The sequence below is a fragment of the Mesorhizobium sp. M0590 genome (assembly GCF_040320905.1).
In the GTDB taxonomy this organism is placed as follows: domain Bacteria; phylum Pseudomonadota; class Alphaproteobacteria; order Rhizobiales; family Rhizobiaceae; genus Mesorhizobium.
On sequence record NZ_JAMYQN010000005.1, the window covers coordinates 156,925 to 175,550 of the forward strand.

The following is an 18,626-nucleotide window of genomic DNA, read 5'->3' on the forward strand; positions in this document are numbered from 1 at the left end:
GCGGACATGCAGCGAATGGGAATGGTGCTCGGCCTCAAGCCGGAGAAAGTCGCCGAGTATGTGCGGCTTCACGCTGCTGTGTGGCCGGACGTCCTCAAGATGATTTCCGCCTGCAACATCAAGAATTATTCGATTTATCTGAGGGAGCCGGAGCACCTTTTGTTCAGCACCTTCGAGTACCACGGCACCGACTATGCCGCCGACTTGGCGAAGATGGCCGCCGATCCCACGACGCAGGAATGGTGGGCGCTCTGCATGCCGTGCCAGGAGCCGCTGCCGACCCGCAAGGAGGGCGAGTGGTGGGCGTCGATGGACGAAGTCTTCCATTATGACTGATGACATTTTCGATCCTGCCTCGCTCTCCCAGGCCTGGGCACAGCCGTCAAAGCCCAGGCCGATCGTGATCTTCGGCGCCGGCTCGATCGTCGGCGATGCGCATTTCCCGGCCTATGGGAAAGCCGGTTTCCCGGTTGCCGGGCTTTTCGACCCCGACCTGGCCAAGGCGGAAAGACTGGCGCAGAAATGGGGCGTCACCGCTTACCGGTCGGTCGAGGAAGCTGCGTCAATCAAGGACGCCGTCTTCGATCTGGCGACGCCGCCGGCCTATCATGCCGGGGTGCTCAGGGCGCTGCCCGATGGTGCGGTGGCGCTGATCCAGAAGCCGATGGGCAGCAATCTCATCGAGGCGACCGACATCCTCGAAATCTGCCGCTCCAAAGGCCTGAAGGCGGCGGTGAATTTCCAGCTGCGCTTCGCGCCGATGATGCTGGCGCTCAGGGATGCGATCGCCAAGGGCTGGCTCGGCGACGTGGTCGATTTCGACGCATGGCTGGCGCTGGCGACACCCTGGCAGCTCTGGGAATTCCTGTTGCAGGCGCCGCGCGTCGAGATCACCATGCATTCCATCCATTATCTCGACCTGATCCGGCAATTGCTCGGCGACCCCAAGGGGGTTCATGCCAAGACACTCGGCCACCCCGGCCATAAGGTTGCGCAAACGCGCACCAGCGCGATCCTCGACTATGGCGACACCGTGCGCTGTGCACTGTCGATCAATCACGATCACAAATTCGGTCGAAAACATCAGGCCTGCGAATTCCGCATCTGCGGCACCGAAGGCGCCGCTTACCTCAAACTGGGCGTCAACCTCGACTATCCGCGCGGCGAGCCGGACATTCTCGAAATCTACCCCAAAGGCGGCACGGACTGGGTTGCGGTTCCACTCGTCGGCGCATGGTTTCCGGACGCCTTTGCCGGCCGCATGGCCAATGTCCAGCGCTACGCGTCGGGCGAGGACGCCGAGCTTGTCAGTTCCGTCGAAGACGGCTGGAACACGATGGCGCTGGTCGAAGCCGCCTACCGATCGAGCGCGGCGCCGGCAACACCGATCGCGGCGAGGCCCTGACATGGAGCAGACTGTCTATTTCGAGGACTACCGGATCGGCTCGTCGCGCATGACCAGCGGGCGCACCATCACCGAGACCGATTTCGTCGTCCATGCCGGCCATACCGGCGATTTCTTTCCCCACCACATGGACGCCGAGTTCATGAAGACGACGCCGTTCGGCCAGCGCATCGCCCACGGCACGCTGGTGTTTTCGGTCGGCGTCGGGCTGACGGCCAGCGTCGTCAACCCGGTTGCCTTCTCCTATGGCTACGACCGGCTGCGCTTCATCAAGCCGGTGTTCATCGGCGATACGATCAGGACCCGCACCACCATCTCGGCTAGGGAAGACGACCCGAAGCGACCCGATTCAGGCCGGGTCGTCGAGCGCTGCGAGGTGATCAACCAGCATGGCGACGTGGTGCTGGTCGCCGATCACATCTACATCGTCGAGCGTCGCGACAAGCCGAGCAGAGCCTCGACGGATGGCGCTGAAACCTAAAGACAAAAAAACCGCCTTGCGGCGGGTCCTCGGTGCGAATCAGCACCATACGCAAATTAGTAGCATAGCTGCCGGCACAAAGCAAGAACAAAATGTGGCAAACCGGACAACCGCGACAGGTTGCGCTGCCCCTTATCGCCCTGCGAACGCCGACTTGCAGGACTTGGGTTCCGCGGAGCAGGCGGATAGAGGTGGTGCAGACATCGGGAATTGGTCATATCCGGTTGACCGGATATACCGGCTTGCCGCCGCGCAGGACCGATGCGACATCGGCAAACACCTTGTTGCGAACCTCCGCGTAAGACTGGGTCGAGTAGTGCGCCGCGTGTGGACTGACCAGGACGGTGTCCAGCGCCAGCAGCGGATTGTCGGGCGAAGGCGGCTCCCGCTCGAACGTGTCGATGCCGGCGCCTGCCAGATGGCTGCGCCGGATCGCGTCCGCCAATGCGACCTCGTCGACCAGGCCGCCGCGGGCCACGTTGATGAGTATCGCCCCTTCCTTCATCCGCGACAGGGCTTGCGCCGACATGATGTTTCTGGTCTCCGGTGTCGCTGGAACGTGCAGCGAGACGATATCGGCCCTGGCCAGCAGATCGTCGAAGCCGACCGGTTCGGCACCACTGGCCGCGATGCGCTCGGCCGGCATATGCGGGTCGTAGGCGATGATGTGGTAGCCGAAGACCCGCGCCCGCTCGGCAGTCAGCCGCCCGATCTGGCCGAAGCCGATCAGGCCGAGGATCTGCCTGTCGGGCCGCGTGATGCCGGCGCCGTCGGTCATTGCAGCCCAGCGGCCGGCGCGCACCGCGCTGTCGAACTGTTTCAGCCTGCGCGTCAAGGCCAGGATCAGGGCTATGGCGTGGGTGCTGACTTCAACCAGATTGGCGTCCGGCACGTAGGTTACCTGAACACCGGCACGGCTGGCGGCCTCGACGTCGATCGAATCGAGCCCTACGCCGAACCGCCCGATGACCTTGAGCCTCTTCAGTTCCGCCAAAACGCGAGCCGTGATCGGCTCCCGCAATACCATCAATGCGTCGGCGTCGCGGCAGTGTTCGATCAGGGCATCTTCCGTGAGCAGCGTCTTTTCGACAAACTCGGCGCTCAAGCCGTCGAGGTAGCGCAGCTGCTCTTCCTCGACTGACAACACGCCGTCGGTCTTGATGATCTTCATGGCAAACTCTTGCTATGAGGCGCTGCGCGCCGAGGCGACGCCGGCGGCAAGGCCGGCCCCGAGAAACATCGTATCGCTGGCCAGCATGTAGAAGCTGATGCCGTGCCGCGACCATTTGCCGACATCATCCGCCGAAGGGCGAAAGATGCCGACGGCCTTGCGCGCCGTGCGCGCCGCGGCCGCGATCCTCATAATCGCGGCATTGAGCTTGTCCTGGCCGGCCGGCCCCATCGCGTCGATCGAGACCGACAGGTCGCCGGGGCCAATGAAGACCACGTCGACGCCGTCGACCTGGACGATGTCGTCGATGTTGGCGAGCCCTTCGGCCGTCTCGACCTGGATGGCGACCGTCAGGACCTCGTTGGCCGATTTGAGGTAGTCCGGAATCCTGTAGCCATAACCGGCGGCGCGGCCCGGGCCGACACCGCGGGCGCCGACCGGCGGGTACCGGCAGGCCATGACCGCCATGCGCGCTTGCTCGGCCGTGGAGACGCGGGGTACCAGGACACCCGACGCGCCGGCGTCGAGCGCGGCCGCCATCCACTCCGGCGTGTGGCCGGGAACGCGCACCATCGCGGGAATCCTGTGGACATCGGCGGCGCGGATCAGATCCTCGAGCCGTTCGCGGCCGATCTGCGAATGCTCCCAGTCGATGCACAGGAAATCGACCCCGCTGGCGGCGGCCACTTCGACCGCCACAGGGTGCGGGATGGCACAGAAGGTACCGATGAGGCGATCGAGAGAGACACATTTCTTGCGAAAGTCGTACATGAAATCTCCAGAAATTTTCGGCGTCGGCGAAAACTGTTCGCGCTAGGTTGCGGTGGTCCGCGACAAAGGAGGCATGGCTTCCGTCGACATCGGGAAATGCCGGCTGCCGCCTGAAAACGGCGGGAAGGTCTTGTAGTCGGCGCGCATCTCCAGCCGCGCCGGCGATTGCAGCGCGTGCGTCAATGCCGCGGGACTGTCGAACATGACCCGATTGCGCTGCATATGGTCGACCCGCGGCCAGGGAAGCGAACCGCACCAATCCAGTCGCGACAGAACCTCGATGTGGCGAATACCGGGGAAGCCCCGCATCAATTGCGGATGATGCGTCACATAGTGGTAGAGCCAGGCATTCATGTCTTCGGCCGGCCCGGGATAGTGGACAAGATAGCTGCAGGGGAGCCCGGATGTCTTGACGCCAGCGTCGTCGACGGGAAACGGACGCACGCACATTGCCTGTTGCGTCGGCCTCGAACCGGCGATGCTCGACAGCATACCAGGTGCGGCAAGCGTCTGCAGATGGCCGGACGGCGCCAGCGCCGCCTCCATGTCCGCCAGTTCGTCGAAATAGAGCTGGAAGCCAAAGACCGGCGGTGGACCATCGTTGTTGAACATGTCCGTCGCCACTTCGGGTAGATAGATGTTTGCAAGCGCAAGGCCCGGCGTTGAAGCAATCACACGCCGCACGGCGTCAACATCTTCGCCGGCGATGGCCAAATTTGCCTCGCGGTCATCATGGAAGAAAGCAAGATAGGCAAAGCGCATGTGGACACCTGCTGGATCGAGTTCGACTAGATCAAATTCGGAAGAAAGAGAGCGATCTGCGGAAAGAGGACAATCAGCAGGATCAGCAGAAGCGTCAGCGCGATGTAAGGCGCCGCAGCCATGGCAACCGTCTTGAGCGATGTGCCTTTCGGCGCAACGCCGATCATGATGAACAGCAGCAGACCAAACGGCGGCGTGGTGAAGCCGACCTCGTAGGCGAGCAGCAGGATCAGCCCGAACCATACCGGCTCGTAGCCGAATTGCTGGGCGATCGGCAGGAAGATCGGCAGCGTGATCAGCATCATCGAGACCTGATCCATGAACATGCCGAGCAACAGGATGACGAGCACCATCATGAGCAGCATGGGATACGGTCCAAGATCGTAGCCGACGATGAACTGGATAAAGCCGTTGGAGGCGCCGGAGAAGGCGAATATCTGCGAGAACGTCGTCGAAGCCGAGATGATCAGGAAGGTCATGCCGGTGACCTTCATCGCATCGTCCAGCGACTTCCAGACAACCGACCAGCTGAACCGTCGGTAGACAAACAACAAGGCGAAGACGGCGGCACAGCCGAGTCCGGCCGATTCCGTCGGCGTCGCTATCCCAAGGATGATCGTGCCGACCACCATGAACACGATGACGCTCATCGGAATGATGTTGACGGCGACCGCCCTCACCTTCTCGGCCGCGGGAACGGCGGGTACCGGATAGTGCGGAGCGGCGTCCGGATCGATCTTCGTCTGCGCGAAGATCAGGGCCGCGTACATGACAACGAGCAGCAGTCCAGGCAGAGCCCCCGCTATGAGCAGCGCGCCGACGTCGATCTGGGCAAGCGAGCCGAGCAAGACGGCCAGCGAGGATGGCGGGATGATGACGGCAAGGCTTCCGGCGCCAAGCACCGGGCCGTAGGCCATATGAGGCTTGTAGCCTCGCTTCAGCATCTCGGGCACCATCAGCGAGCCCATCATGCCGGTATTGGCGAGGCTGGAACCTGACAGCGCGGAAAAGATCGTGCCGGCGGCGAGGACGACATAAGCGAGGCGTCCGCGCAGATTGCCGATGCACAGGTCGAGCGCGTAGATGACCTTCTCGCCGAGGCCGGAGCGGAAAAACAGGCTGCCCATGACGAGAAACATCGGCAGCGGAGCAAGCGCATAGGTCGAGACAGCGTCGGAGAAGTTGGCGACCATCTGCGTCACGCCGATCGAACCGCCGAAGAACAGGTACAGCCCGATCACATTGGTGACGAAGAACGCGAAGGCGACCGGCAGCCCAAGCCCCATCAACACTAGGATGGTGCCGACGAGCACGGCGAATGGAAACAGCCAGGCCACCGGTCAGAGCCCTTCCATTTCCAGCGGATCGAGCGTGTACAGCGTGTCACGGCCGAGCAGATATCTGAGCCATTCCAGCGCCGAGAGATAGAAGGCGAGCATGATGGGCAGAAAGACCAGCCATTTCGGCATATCGAAACTGCGCGTTTCGTATTCGCCGCCCGCCACAGCACTTGTCAGCGAAGACAGAGCGACGCTGCCAAGGTAGAGGCTGACGGCAATGCAGGCGAGATAGACCAGCTTTTCAAGCACCGCCCGTGCCCGCACCGGCAGCGCCTGGCGCAGGAACTCGACGAAGACATGGCCCTTGCTGTGGACCAGCCAGGGCATCGGCAGAAATGCCGCATAGAGCAGACCGTATTCCGTCGCCGATACTGCCCAGGCAAGCGGCCTCAGGCCCAGATTGCGGACGCACACATCAGCAACCACCGCGACGATGATCAGGCCAAGCACCACTTTTGCCGCCGCCGCCAACGCAAGGCTCAGCTTCCCGATCGCTGCAAACAATCCGTCCATGCCCGACGACCCTCACGTCCACCTTTGCCCCTTGGTCCAGCTTTGATGGAGGGCGCACAAGGCACCCTCGGCTCGGGCTACTGGAAGAATTTCTTCAACTGATCGATGTTGGTGGGATCGCGTTTGGTCATTCTCGCCCAGCTTGCCTGCGTGGCAGCCGCCAGGAATTTGTCGCGGCCGGCGCCGGTCAAGCTGATCACCTTCTGCCCGCCGCCGATCATTGCCTGTGCCTGCTTTTCGGACTCGGCGAGATTGGCGTCATAGCTCACGCGCTCGTATTCGACGGCCGCGTCGGCAAGCAGCTTCTGCGCCTCGGGTGACAGCGTGTCCCATTTCGCCTTGTTGATCGAGATCAGCACGTCGGTTTTGAAGAACTGCGGGTCGACACGGTATTTTGTGAATTTGTCCCAGCCGAAGGACGCATAGCCAAATACGGTATAGGCGTTGGCATTGACGACGCCGCGCTCGAGCGAAGTGTAGACGTCTCCCGGCGCTTGCACGATCACCGTTGCGCCCAAGGATTCAAGGAAATCGCGGTAGAGCGGCGACGAGCGGATCTTCAAACTGCTCCACTCGATGCTGCCTTCATCGTTGAGCTTAGGTTCGTCGACGGTGAAGACGTTGAAGCCCGAGCCCGCGTCGACATGCGCCAGCAGATGGGCATTGGCCTTCTTCTCGAAAATCCCGCTGATGAAATCCCAGCCGCCATTGTCGCGGACCTCCCACGGCGTCTTCGTCGATGCGGAGAAAACCTCGCCTTCGGGCACGAGTTCGAGGAACTGCCCTGCCGGTGTGTCGATCACGTCGATCAGGCCGCTCCTGAGCGCCGCGCCCTGCTGGATCGGCGGAATGACCTCCGGCCCGCCACGCACGTTGATCTGGACCACGCCCTTGCCCTTTTCGTTCACCTTCTGAACGAACTTCAGGAAGCTCTGGGCGTAGCCGTTCTGCGTCGGCGTAAAATGCACGGCGTTGAGGACGACCTCTTCGGCCGTGGCGATACCCGCTACACCCGACATGAGTGCAGCCAGAACAAGGGATTTCCAAATGCGCATTGCCGTACTCCCTCTGATAGTTCGCCCATGATCCGGCCCATGATCGGGCCGATCTGAAATTGCAATCGCCGCGCCGCCACGTGAACGGCGGTTAGTTGGCATCATCTCCTACTGTCAGGAACCGCCCATGCGCGTAGAAGACCGGCGATCGATGAGCGCGGTCCAGCGCAACGCCCGAGACGATGCCGATGACGATCATGTGCGATGCCCGCACGATGATTTCGGCCACCCGGCATTCGAATATTGCCCGTGCCCCGACAAGCAGAGGCGCGCCGGTTTCGCCACGCACCCATGATCCGGACGAGAACCGCGCGGCGCCCTTGGCTTTGGTCATGCCGCCAAAGGCACGGACAGCGTTCTCCTGGTCGCCGGCGGGAAGATTGACCGAAAACGGCAATCCTTCGCGGATGGCCGAGGCAAAGGTGCTGCCGCGGTTGACGCAGGCCAGCAGCGACGGCGGCTCGGCGCTGAACGAACAGAGGGCCGTCGCCGTGATGCCGCAAAAGCCGATCTCGTCATGCTCCGACGCGAGGATGGCGACGGAGCCCGCCACGGCCCGCATCGCCTGCTTGAAGGCGCGCGGATTGATGGCGTCGTGCCCATCCACCCACGGGGTCGGAATGGCGGCCGCCGGCATCAATTGACTCGAAGCCCGGCCTGGCGCATCAGCGGCAGCACGCGGTCGCAGAAGAAGGGCAATTCGTAGGTGTAGTTGACGAATGTAAGGGCGGCGCCGGAATAGCCCTGGTCCATGATCTCAGTGAGATCGTCGACGATCTTTTCCGGCGTGCCGATGAGCGGGAACGTTCCGGCACCGCCGGCGAACCTTTGCCGATATTCGGTGAAAGCCTTCGCGTCGTGCGAGTTCGCGAATTCCTTCTTCTTGCGCATGTGCTCGTCGACCGCACCCTCGTCCGCGCATTCCAGCGCGTAATGCCGGTAGTAGTCCTCGGCTTCCTGCTGGGTCTCCCGGCAGACGACGTGACAGACCGTATAGACGCCGACTTCGCGTCCGACTTCGGCCGCTCGGTTGGTGATGTCGACCACATGCGCACGGCCGTCGGCGATTTCGGAAAAAGTCGAAAACAAATAGTCGCAGTGGCGCGCTGCATAGTTGCGCCCTGGCGCGCCGAAGGCGGCGTTCATGGTCACCGGTCGTGGCGCCTGCAGACTTGGCGGGCGGCTGACGACCCCCTTCAGATCATAGAACTCGCCGCCGAAATCGAACGGCTCCCTCGATTGATAGGCACGCACGATGATGTTGATCCATTCCTCGGCTTGATCGTAGGTTCGATCGCCGACCGTCTGCCCGAACATGGCGAACTCGTCGGGGTTCCAGCCGCAGACAATGTTCAAGCCGGCCCGCCCATTGGAGATGTGGTCGACCGTCGCCAGCGCTTTTGCAGCCTGCAGCGGATGAACCAGCGGCACATGCACCGTCATGAACAGGCCGATGTTTTCCGTGGCGACAGCAAGGCCCGCCGCCCAGGTGAAAGTCTCGAACGACCATTCCCGCACATGCGTCAAACCGCCGAAGCCGCGCCAGCGGGCGATCGGCAGCAGAAACTCGAGGCCGGCGCGATCGGCGATGCAGGCGGAGTTGAGGTTGTCTTCCCAGCGGGCATGCCAGCGCTCGAGAACGGTGGTCATTGCCAGGCCGCCATCGGCGTTCATGGAAAAGACGCCGAGCTTGAACCTGTTCGGCCCTTTCAGCGGGTGCTGCTTCCTGATCATGCTTTCCCCTGCCGCGACATGCCCTCACCTTCACCGTTGGAGTCTTGAAACGGTGGGCTAAGCTTCATGAAACGCTCCTCGGCGTTCTGAATGAAGTGGGTCATGCGGTCGTAAGCGGCGACGGCGTCGCGCTTGACGAATGCCTCATAGATTGCGCGCATGCCGGCAACGATAACGGCCTGCGTCGGCTGGTGCGACAGCGTCCTTAAGCGGACGACGAGCACGTGGTCGGCGAACCTTGCAATCGTTTGGGAAAGGCGCTCGTTCTCGACGGCGCCGAGCCAACAATTCCTGAATGCCGAATTGGCCTGGAAAAAGCGGTCGGCATCGCCGGCGGCGGCCGCAGCCTCGGCCTCCCGAAGCGCGGCTGCCAGGGTCTTGAGGCCAGCGGCGTCAAGTGTCCGTGCGGCGTGCGCGGCGGCCCGTGGCTCAAGCAGGCGGCGGACCTCGAAGATGTCGGCGACATCCGTCGCGGTAAGCGTGGGCAGGGTGAAGCCGCGTGTGGTGCCGACGAGATAGCCCTCATGCACCAACTGCATCAAGGCGTCGCGGACAGGCATTCTGGAAATGCCGAGCTGGGCGGCAATATCGACGTCGACGAGCTTCTGGCCAGGCGCCAATTCGCCATGCTGTATCGTCAGCCGGATTTGTTGATAGACCTGGGCACGCAGATTGCCATCGCCAACCCGTTTGAGCTCTATCGTTTCCGTCATCCACGCCTTCCCATGCGAAGATTTCGTATATCGTTTGAGGCTGTGTTCTCGCAGTCGTGCCGTTTGAAATGCAGCCACGTGTCGGCAGAAATCGACCTATCAGCCATGTTCCCGGCTCAAGTGGAGCATAGGCTGGATCACCTGGCAAGATGTTTTAAGTTTATAATGTATACTGTTTGAGTTCGCTGTCCGGAGGGCAATGGATCGCGCCATCCGTGCTGCCGCGCCGCGCGACGGCGGGGACAGCTAACGATCCGCGCGGTTCGGTAAAAAACGTACAGACGTTTTTCCGTGACACATCGAAGTTGACGGATTTAACTAAAATTACTTGCGATCTGCGCGCGCCGGCACGCCCACCCCGATCCCCTCGCCGGTACGCATTACTGGATCGCCCGCCGTATCGAAAGGTGCGGCGGGCTTTTCGTTTCGTTTGGCGGGGAGGCGCTTATGCGAGACTTGCCCAGGAATATCGACGCCGACGTCGTGATCGAAATCAGCAAGCTGCTCGACGACCGGGCGAAGTCCGTGCCGGTGCCGGTGCACAAGCTGGCGGCGATGATCCGGCTGGGCGTCGAGACCCGTCTGACCGATCACTCGATCGAGGAGCTGATCGTGGAAATGGCCGCGACGCGGGGGCTTCCGATGCTGTTCGACTTGCCGGTGGTCCCGGTAGTAAATGTCGACAACGTCGTGCCGTTTGCCTTGGCGCGCCGTCCCCGCTGACACTTCGCTCGAACCTCACCGATCGTCGCATCGCCGCCCGACTTCACTTGTCCTGATGCGCGGACCGAGTGTCGCCTTTCTTTTCGGGGTCGTGGGTATGGTGGCTGTCGCGTTCGCCGCCGCCGCCGGAGACCTTGCTGTGGCTGCGACGGTCGGAGTCGGCCGGCGGCTTTTCGATGCTCAGCGGCTTCTTGGCGTTTTCGTGCGCGGCGCCGGGACCGCCCTGGCGGATGCTGGCAGGAGTCTTCTTCGACGTGGACATGACCTAGCGATCCTGGACGTTGCCTTGATGGGTGGTATTGACCTTCGTATTGCCTTGCTGGCCCTGCTTGTCGGGATCCGGAACGGCAGATTGCGGCGCCTGGTCGGCTGCTACCGATTTTTTGTCACCGGCGCCTTTTGGGCTCAGATTCTTCGGCGGCACAGGCGGAGGTTTTGTGCTCATGGCGTTTCTCCTTCCGCCACCCAAACAAGCGGCTCGGGAGAAAGGTTCCCGAGGGTCCGATACTAACGGTGATTGCCGCAACGAGCCGGGTCCACAGGCCGTGGCTTGGGGCCGGCGGGATCCAGGATTATTTCTTGATGATGTTTCCGTTGTTCAGATCGAAGGCCTGGGCACCGAACGCCTGCCTGAAGAAATCCTCCTGCAGATCGCCCCATTCGCCGAGATAGGCGCCGCAATTGCTGCAATGGATCGGCGTCGAATCCTTCGGGTTGTCGGGAATCTCCATCAGGATCGTCCCGCACGCCTTGCAATCGAGCTTGTCATCCAAACGGCGGCCCATTGGCATATGATCGCGCGTTTTCAGCCGTGCGCCAATTGTCGTTTTCATACCAAGTCGCGAAAGGCACGTTTCCCAACCACTGAAGGGATCGAAAGCTAGCGTTCCGCCGGATTTCCGAAGGCCGGATCGCGCCGCCTCGAATACGTCCCCACCCGCGGCAGCTCGTCTGGAAAGTCGACCCATGGAAGCCTCATGTCCCAATATGCGTGGGCCTGCGGCGGAAACCGTTCGGGATGATCGAGGAAGCCGATCGCCAAATAGAGTTCGTCGGGCAGGCCCTGGTCGACATAGCCGATCGATGTTCCGCAATCCGCACAGAAGGACCGAAGCACGCCTGGGGTTTTCGAAAAGGTCTTCGGCGTGCCGGTGAGCAAGGTGAATTCAGAGGGCCGATAACCGACCCACACCGTTAGCGGGCTTCCTATCGCCTTGCGGCAGTCGTCATCGTGATCGGAGCAAATCCAGAAAGGCTCGCCGCGCATCTCCGCCGTTATGGCGCCGCAAAAACAGGAACCCGTTTCAGTTCGTGGCATTGCCTTGCTGCTGAATTTCATTGCTGGCCCTACGTCATTGCTGGCCTGGCATTTCGGTATTTTCCTTGGGGTTCTTCTTGATGCCGGCGGCAGGCGAGGTATCGGCCGGAGCATTGCCACCCTGGTTCTGTTCAGGGGCTCTTTTGAGCGGCGAAGTCTGCCAGCCCATATCGCCGTACAAAAAGCCTATGAGAAGGCCGACGATGATGATGGCCGAAATCACCATCGCAATTAACGCATTACGTCGCTCCATTTCGCGCGGCTCCTTTCTTCGAGCCGAACAAACGATGGCGGAAATGGTTCCGGTTAGACGGACGGCGTGACGGTACGGACCCAGCCCGGAACATTCAGCCTCACCGCGGGTTCGTATGAGTGCTCTTCCACAGGGAGTGGCTTGCATGAGACCCGCCGTAACCGATCGCATCGAAACCAAGAAATACGACCACCCGACAGGCGGCTGGGGATCGCTGAGATCCTTGGTCCGCAAGGCGCGAGGCGAAGGCCTGCTGTTGTCAGGGATATGGAGCACGCTGCTCAAGCAGAACAAGGCCGACGGCTATATGTGCGTGTCTTGCTCATGGGCAAAGCCAGCCCAGCCGAGGCCTTTCGAATTCTGTGAAAACGGCGCCAAGGCGACGATGTGGGACCAGACCAAGCTGCGCTGCGAACCCGCTTTCTTCGCCGAGCATTCGGTGACGGAACTGCTCGATTGGCCGGACCACGATCTGGAGAAACAGGGCAGGCTAACAGAGCCCATGCGCTACAGTGCCGCCACCGACCGTTACGAGCCGGTCTCCTGGGACGATGCGTTCCGCGACATAGCTGCCGAATTGCGGCGGCTCGATCCCAAATCGGTAGTGTTCTACACGTCTGGCCGGGCCTCGCTCGAGGCCTCGTTCATGTACCAGCTTTTTGCGCGAATCTATGGGTCTTCGAACCTGCCCGATTCGTCCAACATGTGTCATGAATCGACCTCGGTCGGCTTGCCGGAATCGATCGGCTCGCCGGTCGGGACCGTGCAGCTCGAAGACTTTGCGAAATGCGACATGATGTTCTTCTTCGGGCACAACACCGGGGTGACGGCGCCGCGCCTGCTGCATCCGCTGCAAGAGGCACGTCAACGCAACGTGCCCGTCTTCACCTTCAATCCCTTGCCCGAGCGGGGACTGAAACGCTTCAAGAACCCGCAAAACCCTGTCGACATGCTGTCGCCCGGGCCTGGCACCAAAATGTCCAGCGACTTCTTCCAGGTTCGTTCCGGCGGCGACATTGCCGCGATAACGGGCATCGCCAAAGCGTTGCAGGCGCTCGACGATGCCGCCCGCGAAAGCGGCAGGACGCGTGTCCTCGACACGGCTTTCATCGCCGAGCACACGCATGGCTTCGCCGAGTTCGAAGCCTTCCTGCGCAAAACCCAGTGGAGCGATATCGTCGCGCGATCCGGCATTGCGCAGACCGACCTGGAACATGTCGCCGAGGTCTACAGCCATGCCAACGCGGTGATCGGCAATTACGGCATGGGCCTGACCCAGCATCGGCACGGCACCGAGAACGTCCAGATGCTGTGCAACCTTTTGATGCTGCGCGGCAATATCGGAAAAGCCGGCGCCGGCATTTCGCCGCTGCGCGGGCATTCCAATGTCCAGGGGCAGCGCACCGTCGGCATATCGGAAAAACCCGAGCTCGTCCCGCTCGACAAGTTCGCCGAATTCTATGCCTTTGAACCGCCGCGCGAGAAAGGTCGCGATACGGTCGAAACCTGCGAAGGCGTCATCGACGGATCGGTCAAGGGCTTCGTCGGACTGGGCGGCAATTTCGTGCGGGCCGTTCCGGAAACCGGCCTGGTCGAAAAGGCCTGGCGTGGGCTCGACCTGCATGTCGAGATCGCGACCAAACTCAACCGCAGCCACCTGATCGCCGGGCGGACAACCTATTTGCTGCCTTGCCTGTCACGGCTGGAAAGAGATCATCAGGCAAGCGGCGACCAAAGGGTGTCGGTAGAGGATTCCACCGCCTGTATCCACGGCTCGTTCGGATCGCGACCTCCGGCTTCGCCGCATCTGCTTTCCGAGCCCAGGATCGTTGCCGAGCTTGCCAAGGCGACAGTGCCGGGCAGAAGTTCGATCCCATGGGACGAGTGGGTTGGGGATTATTCCCGCATCCGCGACGAAATCGAGCGCTGCTACCCCCAACATTTCCGCGACTTCAACGAGCGTTTCCTGACGCCCGGCGGCTTCCATCGCGACATCAAGGCGAGCAAGCGGGTGTGGGAGACGCCGAACAAGAAGGCCAACTTCAAGCTGCCAAGTGGCCTTGAAACCGATCCCGACATCGATGTCGCCGGCCGTGATGTGCTGACACTGATCACGGTGCGCTCCAACGACCAGTTCAACACGACCGTCTACGGCTACAACGACCGGCTGCGCGGCATCAGCGGCACACGCATGGTGCTGTTGATGAACGAGAAGGATATCCAGCGCCTCGGTTTGAGCGCCGGACAGGAAGTCGATCTCGAAGCCAATGCGCAGGACGGTGTGGAGCGCCGCGTGCACGGGCTGCGCGTTACACCTTACTCGGTGCCGGAGGGAAATTGCGCCGGTTACTACCCCGAGCTCAACCCGCTGGTTCCTTTGTGGCACAGAGCCGAGAAGGCTCATGTTCCGGCGGTCAAATCGGTACCGGTGCGGATATTGCCATAGGCGTTCGTCGTTCGCGGCAGGCACGCACCACGCCGATGTGACCTGGCGCGACTTTCAAATCGCGACCTCAGCCGGCTCGCGCGAGTTCATCCACGGCATTCAGGATCGCACTCTGGCTCGCCGGCTTCTGCACGATCCTGCAAGCGCGGAACCCGGCCGGAATTTCGCGTTCGCCAAAGCCTGAGAGGAAGGCGAACGGAACACCACGCGTCCGCAACGCTTCCGCAATCGGATAGCTGGTTTCGTCGTTCAACTGGATATCCAGTAACGCCGCGTCGACGCCGCCTTCGCCAACGAGCCGGAGTGCCGCCGTCACCGACGAAACAGGTCCAACCACCTGATGGCCGGCTTTGCGCAGGTAAGCCGCCGCATCGTCGGCGATCAGCCATTCATCCTCGACGATCAGCACACGCACCTTTCCGGTCACGACGAGCCCTCGCGGGTCAGAGGAAATGCGATTTCCGCCTCCAAACCATTTGAGCGGAAACTTGTTTCAACTTTTCCGCCCAGCCTATAGCCGATTTCTCCGCGTAGAAGGGTAAGGCCGAAGCCGCTGTCGGTTGGCTCCTTGACGCGGGGGCCGCCCTTCTCGCGCCAGACGAGCTTGAAGGTTCCGTCGGCCACCGACCATTTGACAACTATCCGCCCGGCAGGCCTCGACAGTGCGCCATACTTGGCGGCATTCGTCGCCAGTTCGTGGATGGCCATGCCGAAGGAAAGCCCTTGTGCCGGCTTGAGATTTACCCTCTTGCCATCGAGCTCAAACCGTTCGGGGCCGAAGGGATCGAGTTCCTGACGCAGCAGTTCCTCGACGGAGGCTTCCGTCCAGCTCTCGCGCGAGAGCAGACTATAGGCTCGTGACATGGCATGCAGGCGCCCGATCAAGGCTTCGGCGAACTCCTCTTTCGATGCCGAGTTTTCACGGGTCCGGTTGGTGATGCTGGCCACGACCGCCAGCATGTTCTTGACGCGATGGTTCAGCTCGGAGATGAGCACCTGCTGACGCTCTTCCGCCTGCGCCAGCGTCGTCACGTCGATCAGGGTCACGACGACGCCCTGGATGCTGCCGCTCTTGTCCCGGTACGGGTTGATGCGAACCAGGTAGAACCGGCCCTTGTCGTCGCGCGCAAGGTGATGGTTCAGGATCTCTCCCGTCTCGAGCACTGCCTCGATGTGAGGCCTCAGCTCGGGATAGTCGAGCTGGCTTGAAAGGTCGGTCAGCGGCCGTCCGACATCGGATGGGCGCAGATTGAAGAAGGCCGATGCAGCGGGGGTAAAGGTCCGCACCACAAGGTTGCGGTCGAGGAATATGGTTGCGATCTCTGTGCTTTCGAACAGGTTTCTGAGATCGCTGTTGGCGCGGTCGAGCTCCTCAATCTTGCTGGTCAGCTCTGCGTTGATGGTGCTGAGCTCTTCGTTGAGCGACTGCTTCTCCTCCTTCGAGGCCTCAAGCTCCTCATTAGTCGACTGCGCCTCTTCATTGGCGGAGAACGTCTTCGTCTTATAGCTGGAAAAGTCGTGACCGGAATGGCCGCGCAGAGTGGGGTCGATTTCATCGGCGGCCCGACCCATGTCAGCCTTGTGCTCGCCACCCCCCTCGGCCAGCCCGTTCAGCACATTGAAGCCGCGGCCAAACGCCTGAAGCTTTGCGCCGATCTCCTCGGCGGGCGCTGCGATATCGATCAGGCCGCTCGAAATCGCGCTTTGCGGCATGTCCGGGTTGCGCGCGCCGGAACCGTTGGAGGCTTGGGCAATCGTCAGTCCGCCATGTTCCTTGATCGCCCGGGCGCCCAGCGTGCCGTCCGAATCGCCCCCCGACAGGATGATGCCTATGGCGTACTCCCCTTGGTCCTCGGCCAGTGCACGGAAGAAGATGTCGATCGGTTTGCGCTCGCGGTTAAGCGTGTTCGGCCGGCGCAGCGAAAGCGCGCCCTTACGGATGGTGAGGACGACGTTTTGCGGCATCACATAGACTTGGTCGGGTTGGACCGCCATGCCCTCCTCGGCGACGATGACCGGCATGCCGGTGTAACGTGCGATAACGTCATGCAGCAGGCTTTCGCGCTCTGGGCTCAGATTAGTGACGACGACGAACGCCATGCCGGTGCCGCCGGTCAGTCCTTTGAACAGGCCCTCCATCGCGGGAATGCCGCCGGCCGATGCGCCGACGCCGACAATGGGAAATCTTCCGTTCTGGAACACCATGCCACGCCTCGGTAACAGCCGCGGCTGCGAAACCGCCAAATCGGACCTCAGACTAATGCATGTCGCGCAAAAGTGTGCAGCGGTTTTGCGATAACGAGATGAATAAAAACAACAGCCTAAAGCGCGTCGCATGAGGCCGGCAAAACGCGACGTGCTTTAGGACCGGACCGAGCCTCAGGCCAGTAAATAGTCCTCGAACGGAACAAAGCACCGCCGGTGGGCATTAACATCCGGTTTTCGAGGCGGTTCCAATGGCAAAACGACCACCTGAGATAAAGCCGGCAAAACAAATCTCGTTACGTTCGCCGGATCTGGCCAAGGTCCCGGTATCCGAAGAAATCCCGCCTCGTCTGCTCGCGCGCGCGGAACGGTTGCAAGAGGCTTTGTCCCGTCATTTTGTACAAGTCCGCGCCGACAGCCGTGACTCCCGCAGAAAGAAGGAACAAAGAGGTGCGCGACCTGCAAGGCTTGCATATCCTGATCGTCGAGGACGAATGGATGCTGGCGGGCGATCTTGCACGTTATTTCAGCAAGATGGGCGCCGTCGTGCTTGGCCCCGTGGCGACGGTCGAACAGGCGTCGAAGCATACCGATGAGGCGGAAGCCGCAATCCTGGACGTCAATCTCAACGGAAGACGGGTATTCCCGATCGCGGACGAACTGATGCGCCGCGGCGTGCCGTTCGTGTTTTTCAGCGGCGACGAAGACATCGTTATTCCTGAGCGCCTTCGGTATGCCAGCAGCCTCAGAAAATCCTCGGACGGCCAGGCTGTTTTCGATGCTCTCTTCCCCTCCGAGCCCAAAGCATCAAGCGGAAATCTGGCGACCGAGCCGTCAGACGACGTATTTTCCCTGCTGCCTAAGCTCAGGCTCGCAGCGCGTCTGCTGCTGGGAGACGTTGACGCTTCCGACCGGCTGGTCGAGCGGACGCTCGAGCAGGCGATCGGCGAGATCGACAGGAGACGATCCGGTTCCTCCACCGAGGACTGGCTTAACGGCATCATGCGAAACATCGTCAAGGCACGCGGAGCAAACCTGCTGCACTGACCATGCCCGCCGGCAACTAGTATCTCTGCACATGGATTATGACTCTTTGGCGGTTGGCTTTGGATAGGCCTTGGCCAATTTGAGGCGCGCCTGTTCGGTTGAGAACATCCAGTTGCGGCGGGCGCTAGTTTTGTTTCGCAGGTGCTCCCAGGCAGCGGTCTCTGTGACGAGGCGATCGTAGCTGTCGATGCGACGATCGAGGCACTGGCCGCGCAGAACGCCGATTTCGATCTCGACCATGTTGAGCCAGCTGGCGTGCTTGGGCGTGTAGTGGAACTCCAGCCGTCGCAGGATGCGTCGCACCTCTGATGGCGGCAGGGCCTGATAGGGCGCGGCGGGCGTGTGGGTTGATAGATTGTCGAGCACCACCCTGACGCGTTCGGCCTGGGGTAATGAATATCGACGAGGTCGCGCATGCAGTGGGCAAAGTCTTGTGCTGCGCGCCGTTCGGCGACCTTGACCTCACGCCAGGAACGATGCGCGTCGAGGAGACGAACAGGTTTGCGGTGCCGTTGCGCTTCTTCGGCGTCACCGCACCTTCAGTCCATCAGATGGTGCTCGCCCTTGAGCGCGCTGGATTGATCCGCAGGCAACCGGGCCTCGCGCGCTGCATTGAATTGCTTGTCGAACCCGATATCTTACCCAGGCTACAACCCATCGAACCCGTCATTGCTGTGATATCAGGAGCA

22 protein-coding genes and 1 pseudogene are annotated in these 18,626 nt (G+C 61.6%); 6 read left to right on the forward strand and 17 right to left on the reverse strand.

The annotated features are described in order from the left end of the window. Positions 1–6 precede the first annotated feature (6 nt). From NKI52_RS11050 to NKI52_RS11060, 3 genes are read left to right on the forward strand one after another with little or no spacing between them, the layout of a single operon-like run. Complete coding sequence (locus tag NKI52_RS11050) at positions 7–336, forward strand: L-rhamnose mutarotase (protein WP_352697958.1); 330 nt, start codon at positions 7–9, stop codon at positions 334–336. Further along, positions 329–1,405, forward strand: coding sequence for a Gfo/Idh/MocA family protein (locus NKI52_RS11055; protein ID WP_023676094.1), 1,077 nt, complete (start codon positions 329–331; stop codon positions 1,403–1,405). Before NKI52_RS11050 ends, NKI52_RS11055 begins: the two co-directional genes overlap by 8 nt. A 1-nt stretch (position 1,406) precedes the next feature. After that, positions 1,407–1,886 carry a MaoC/PaaZ C-terminal domain-containing protein gene (locus tag NKI52_RS11060; protein WP_023676095.1) on the forward strand — a complete coding sequence of 160 codons (480 nt, stop codon included), beginning with the start codon at positions 1,407–1,409 and terminating at the stop codon, positions 1,884–1,886. A gap of 214 nt (positions 1,887–2,100) precedes the next feature. Here NKI52_RS11060 and NKI52_RS11065 read toward each other — a convergent pair whose 3' ends face one another. From NKI52_RS11065 to NKI52_RS11105, 9 genes are all read right to left on the reverse strand, one after another. Then, positions 2,101–3,057: a C-terminal binding protein gene (locus tag NKI52_RS11065; protein WP_023676096.1), complete on the reverse strand. Its 957-nt coding sequence runs from the start codon at positions 3,055–3,057 to the stop codon at positions 2,101–2,103. Between the two features lie 12 nt (positions 3,058–3,069). Then, complete coding sequence (locus NKI52_RS11070; RefSeq protein ID WP_023676097.1) at positions 3,070–3,828, reverse strand: HpcH/HpaI aldolase family protein; 759 nt, start codon at positions 3,826–3,828, stop codon at positions 3,070–3,072. Between the two features lie 42 nt (positions 3,829–3,870). Next, the gene (locus tag NKI52_RS11075) at positions 3,871–4,590 is read right to left on the reverse strand and encodes a hypothetical protein (RefSeq protein WP_023676098.1); all 720 of its coding nucleotides are present in this window, start codon (positions 4,588–4,590) and stop codon (positions 3,871–3,873) included. Positions 4,591–4,616: 26 nt separating this feature from the next. Next, entirely contained in the window at positions 4,617–5,927 is a 1,311-nt protein-coding gene (locus NKI52_RS11080) for a TRAP transporter large permease (protein WP_023676099.1), read from the reverse strand. Between the two features lie 3 nt (positions 5,928–5,930). Further along, the gene (locus NKI52_RS11085; protein WP_352451558.1) at positions 5,931–6,443 is read right to left on the reverse strand and encodes a TRAP transporter small permease; all 513 of its coding nucleotides are present in this window, start codon (positions 6,441–6,443) and stop codon (positions 5,931–5,933) included. Positions 6,444–6,520: 77 nt separating this feature from the next. Next, positions 6,521–7,498: a TRAP transporter substrate-binding protein DctP gene (dctP, locus tag NKI52_RS11090; RefSeq protein WP_352569265.1), complete on the reverse strand. Its 978-nt coding sequence runs from the start codon at positions 7,496–7,498 to the stop codon at positions 6,521–6,523. Positions 7,499–7,589: 91 nt separating this feature from the next. Continuing rightward, the gene (locus NKI52_RS11095) at positions 7,590–8,135 is read right to left on the reverse strand and encodes a flavin reductase family protein (protein WP_352697960.1); all 546 of its coding nucleotides are present in this window, start codon (positions 8,133–8,135) and stop codon (positions 7,590–7,592) included. Continuing rightward, positions 8,135–9,229 (reverse strand): LLM class flavin-dependent oxidoreductase, encoded by a 1,095-nt coding sequence (locus NKI52_RS11100; RefSeq protein ID WP_023676103.1) that lies wholly within the window; start codon positions 9,227–9,229, stop codon positions 8,135–8,137. The genes NKI52_RS11095 and NKI52_RS11100 overlap by 1 nt, the downstream gene beginning before the upstream one ends. Next, the gene (locus NKI52_RS11105) at positions 9,229–9,945 is read right to left on the reverse strand and encodes a GntR family transcriptional regulator (protein ID WP_352569263.1); all 717 of its coding nucleotides are present in this window, start codon (positions 9,943–9,945) and stop codon (positions 9,229–9,231) included. Before NKI52_RS11105 ends, NKI52_RS11100 begins: the two co-directional genes overlap by 1 nt. A gap of 447 nt (positions 9,946–10,392) precedes the next feature. On the opposite strand from NKI52_RS11105, the gene NKI52_RS11110 reads away from it, so the two are divergent. Continuing rightward, a complete protein-coding gene (locus NKI52_RS11110) occupies positions 10,393–10,668 on the forward strand; it encodes a hypothetical protein (RefSeq protein WP_352634508.1) in 276 nt (91 codons plus the stop codon). 43 nt (positions 10,669–10,711) lie between these two features. Here the strand turns inward: NKI52_RS11110 and NKI52_RS11115 are convergent, their stop codons facing one another. From NKI52_RS11115 to NKI52_RS11135, 5 genes are all read right to left on the reverse strand, one after another. Then, positions 10,712–10,930, reverse strand: coding sequence for a hypothetical protein (locus NKI52_RS11115; RefSeq protein ID WP_352697962.1), 219 nt, complete (start codon positions 10,928–10,930; stop codon positions 10,712–10,714). Positions 10,931–10,933: 3 nt separating this feature from the next. Then, positions 10,934–11,113: a hypothetical protein gene (locus tag NKI52_RS11120; RefSeq protein WP_292657139.1), complete on the reverse strand. Its 180-nt coding sequence runs from the start codon at positions 11,111–11,113 to the stop codon at positions 10,934–10,936. 127 nt (positions 11,114–11,240) lie between these two features. After that, positions 11,241–11,399: a hypothetical protein gene (locus NKI52_RS11125; protein ID WP_023676108.1), complete on the reverse strand. Its 159-nt coding sequence runs from the start codon at positions 11,397–11,399 to the stop codon at positions 11,241–11,243. 149 nt (positions 11,400–11,548) lie between these two features. Continuing rightward, positions 11,549–11,986, reverse strand: a complete 438-nt coding sequence (locus NKI52_RS11130) for a GFA family protein (protein ID WP_352575475.1) — start codon at positions 11,984–11,986, stop codon at positions 11,549–11,551. A gap of 34 nt (positions 11,987–12,020) precedes the next feature. Continuing rightward, positions 12,021–12,239, reverse strand: a complete 219-nt coding sequence (locus tag NKI52_RS11135) for a hypothetical protein (protein WP_023676110.1) — start codon at positions 12,237–12,239, stop codon at positions 12,021–12,023. 145 nt (positions 12,240–12,384) lie between these two features. Here NKI52_RS11135 and NKI52_RS11140 point away from each other — a divergent pair, with 145 nt between their 5' ends. Beyond that, a complete protein-coding gene (locus NKI52_RS11140) occupies positions 12,385–14,685 on the forward strand; it encodes an FdhF/YdeP family oxidoreductase (RefSeq protein ID WP_352697964.1) in 2,301 nt (766 codons plus the stop codon). A 67-nt stretch (positions 14,686–14,752) separates the two neighbouring features. On the opposite strand, the gene NKI52_RS11145 is transcribed toward NKI52_RS11140, so the two are convergent. Continuing rightward, the gene (locus NKI52_RS11145; RefSeq protein ID WP_245274673.1) at positions 14,753–15,094 is read right to left on the reverse strand and encodes a response regulator; all 342 of its coding nucleotides are present in this window, start codon (positions 15,092–15,094) and stop codon (positions 14,753–14,755) included. A gap of 14 nt (positions 15,095–15,108) precedes the next feature. Then, the gene (locus NKI52_RS11150) at positions 15,109–16,890 is read right to left on the reverse strand and encodes a chemotaxis protein CheB (protein ID WP_352697966.1); all 1,782 of its coding nucleotides are present in this window, start codon (positions 16,888–16,890) and stop codon (positions 15,109–15,111) included. Between the two features lie 450 nt (positions 16,891–17,340). On the opposite strand from NKI52_RS11150, the gene NKI52_RS11155 reads away from it, so the two are divergent. Continuing rightward, positions 17,341–17,937, forward strand: coding sequence for a response regulator (locus NKI52_RS11155; protein WP_036238319.1), 597 nt, complete (start codon positions 17,341–17,343; stop codon positions 17,935–17,937). 36 nt (positions 17,938–17,973) lie between these two features. On the opposite strand, the pseudogene NKI52_RS11160 reads toward NKI52_RS11155, so the two are convergent. Next, positions 17,974–18,457: pseudogene (locus tag NKI52_RS11160) on the reverse strand (transposase); the annotation flags it as partial. Positions 18,458–18,626: the final 169 nt, after the last annotated feature.

What these genes read in the sequence shown, in the direction of transcription:
- NKI52_RS11075 (WP_023676098.1), bottom strand. Translation starts at nt 4,590, where the DNA reads ATGCGCTTTGCCTATCTTGCTTTCTTCCATGATGACCGCGAGGCAAAT.
- NKI52_RS11050 (WP_352697958.1), top strand. Translation starts at nt 7, where the DNA reads ATGCAGCGAATGGGAATGGTGCTCGGCCTCAAGCCGGAGAAAGTCGCC.
- NKI52_RS11135 (WP_023676110.1), bottom strand. Translation starts at nt 12,239, where the DNA reads ATGGAGCGACGTAATGCGTTAATTGCGATGGTGATTTCGGCCATCATC.
- NKI52_RS11120 (WP_292657139.1), bottom strand. Translation starts at nt 11,113, where the DNA reads ATGAGCACAAAACCTCCGCCTGTGCCGCCGAAGAATCTGAGCCCAAAA.
- NKI52_RS11095 (WP_352697960.1), bottom strand. Translation starts at nt 8,135, where the DNA reads ATGCCGGCGGCCGCCATTCCGACCCCGTGGGTGGATGGGCACGACGCC.
- dctP (WP_352569265.1), bottom strand. Translation starts at nt 7,498, where the DNA reads ATGCGCATTTGGAAATCCCTTGTTCTGGCTGCACTCATGTCGGGTGTA.
- NKI52_RS11055 (WP_023676094.1), top strand. Translation starts at nt 329, where the DNA reads ATGACTGATGACATTTTCGATCCTGCCTCGCTCTCCCAGGCCTGGGCA.
- NKI52_RS11070 (WP_023676097.1), bottom strand. Translation starts at nt 3,828, where the DNA reads ATGTACGACTTTCGCAAGAAATGTGTCTCTCTCGATCGCCTCATCGGT.
- NKI52_RS11115 (WP_352697962.1), bottom strand. Translation starts at nt 10,930, where the DNA reads ATGTCCACGTCGAAGAAGACTCCTGCCAGCATCCGCCAGGGCGGTCCC.
- NKI52_RS11065 (WP_023676096.1), bottom strand. Translation starts at nt 3,057, where the DNA reads ATGAAGATCATCAAGACCGACGGCGTGTTGTCAGTCGAGGAAGAGCAG.
- NKI52_RS11060 (WP_023676095.1), top strand. Translation starts at nt 1,407, where the DNA reads ATGGAGCAGACTGTCTATTTCGAGGACTACCGGATCGGCTCGTCGCGC.
- NKI52_RS11110 (WP_352634508.1), top strand. Translation starts at nt 10,393, where the DNA reads ATGCGAGACTTGCCCAGGAATATCGACGCCGACGTCGTGATCGAAATC.
- NKI52_RS11150 (WP_352697966.1), bottom strand. Translation starts at nt 16,890, where the DNA reads ATGGTGTTCCAGAACGGAAGATTTCCCATTGTCGGCGTCGGCGCATCG.
- NKI52_RS11140 (WP_352697964.1), top strand. Translation starts at nt 12,385, where the DNA reads ATGAGACCCGCCGTAACCGATCGCATCGAAACCAAGAAATACGACCAC.
- NKI52_RS11125 (WP_023676108.1), bottom strand. Translation starts at nt 11,399, where the DNA reads ATGGAGATTCCCGACAACCCGAAGGATTCGACGCCGATCCATTGCAGC.
- NKI52_RS11105 (WP_352569263.1), bottom strand. Translation starts at nt 9,945, where the DNA reads ATGACGGAAACGATAGAGCTCAAACGGGTTGGCGATGGCAATCTGCGT.
- NKI52_RS11130 (WP_352575475.1), bottom strand. Translation starts at nt 11,986, where the DNA reads ATGCCACGAACTGAAACGGGTTCCTGTTTTTGCGGCGCCATAACGGCG.
- NKI52_RS11085 (WP_352451558.1), bottom strand. Translation starts at nt 6,443, where the DNA reads ATGGACGGATTGTTTGCAGCGATCGGGAAGCTGAGCCTTGCGTTGGCG.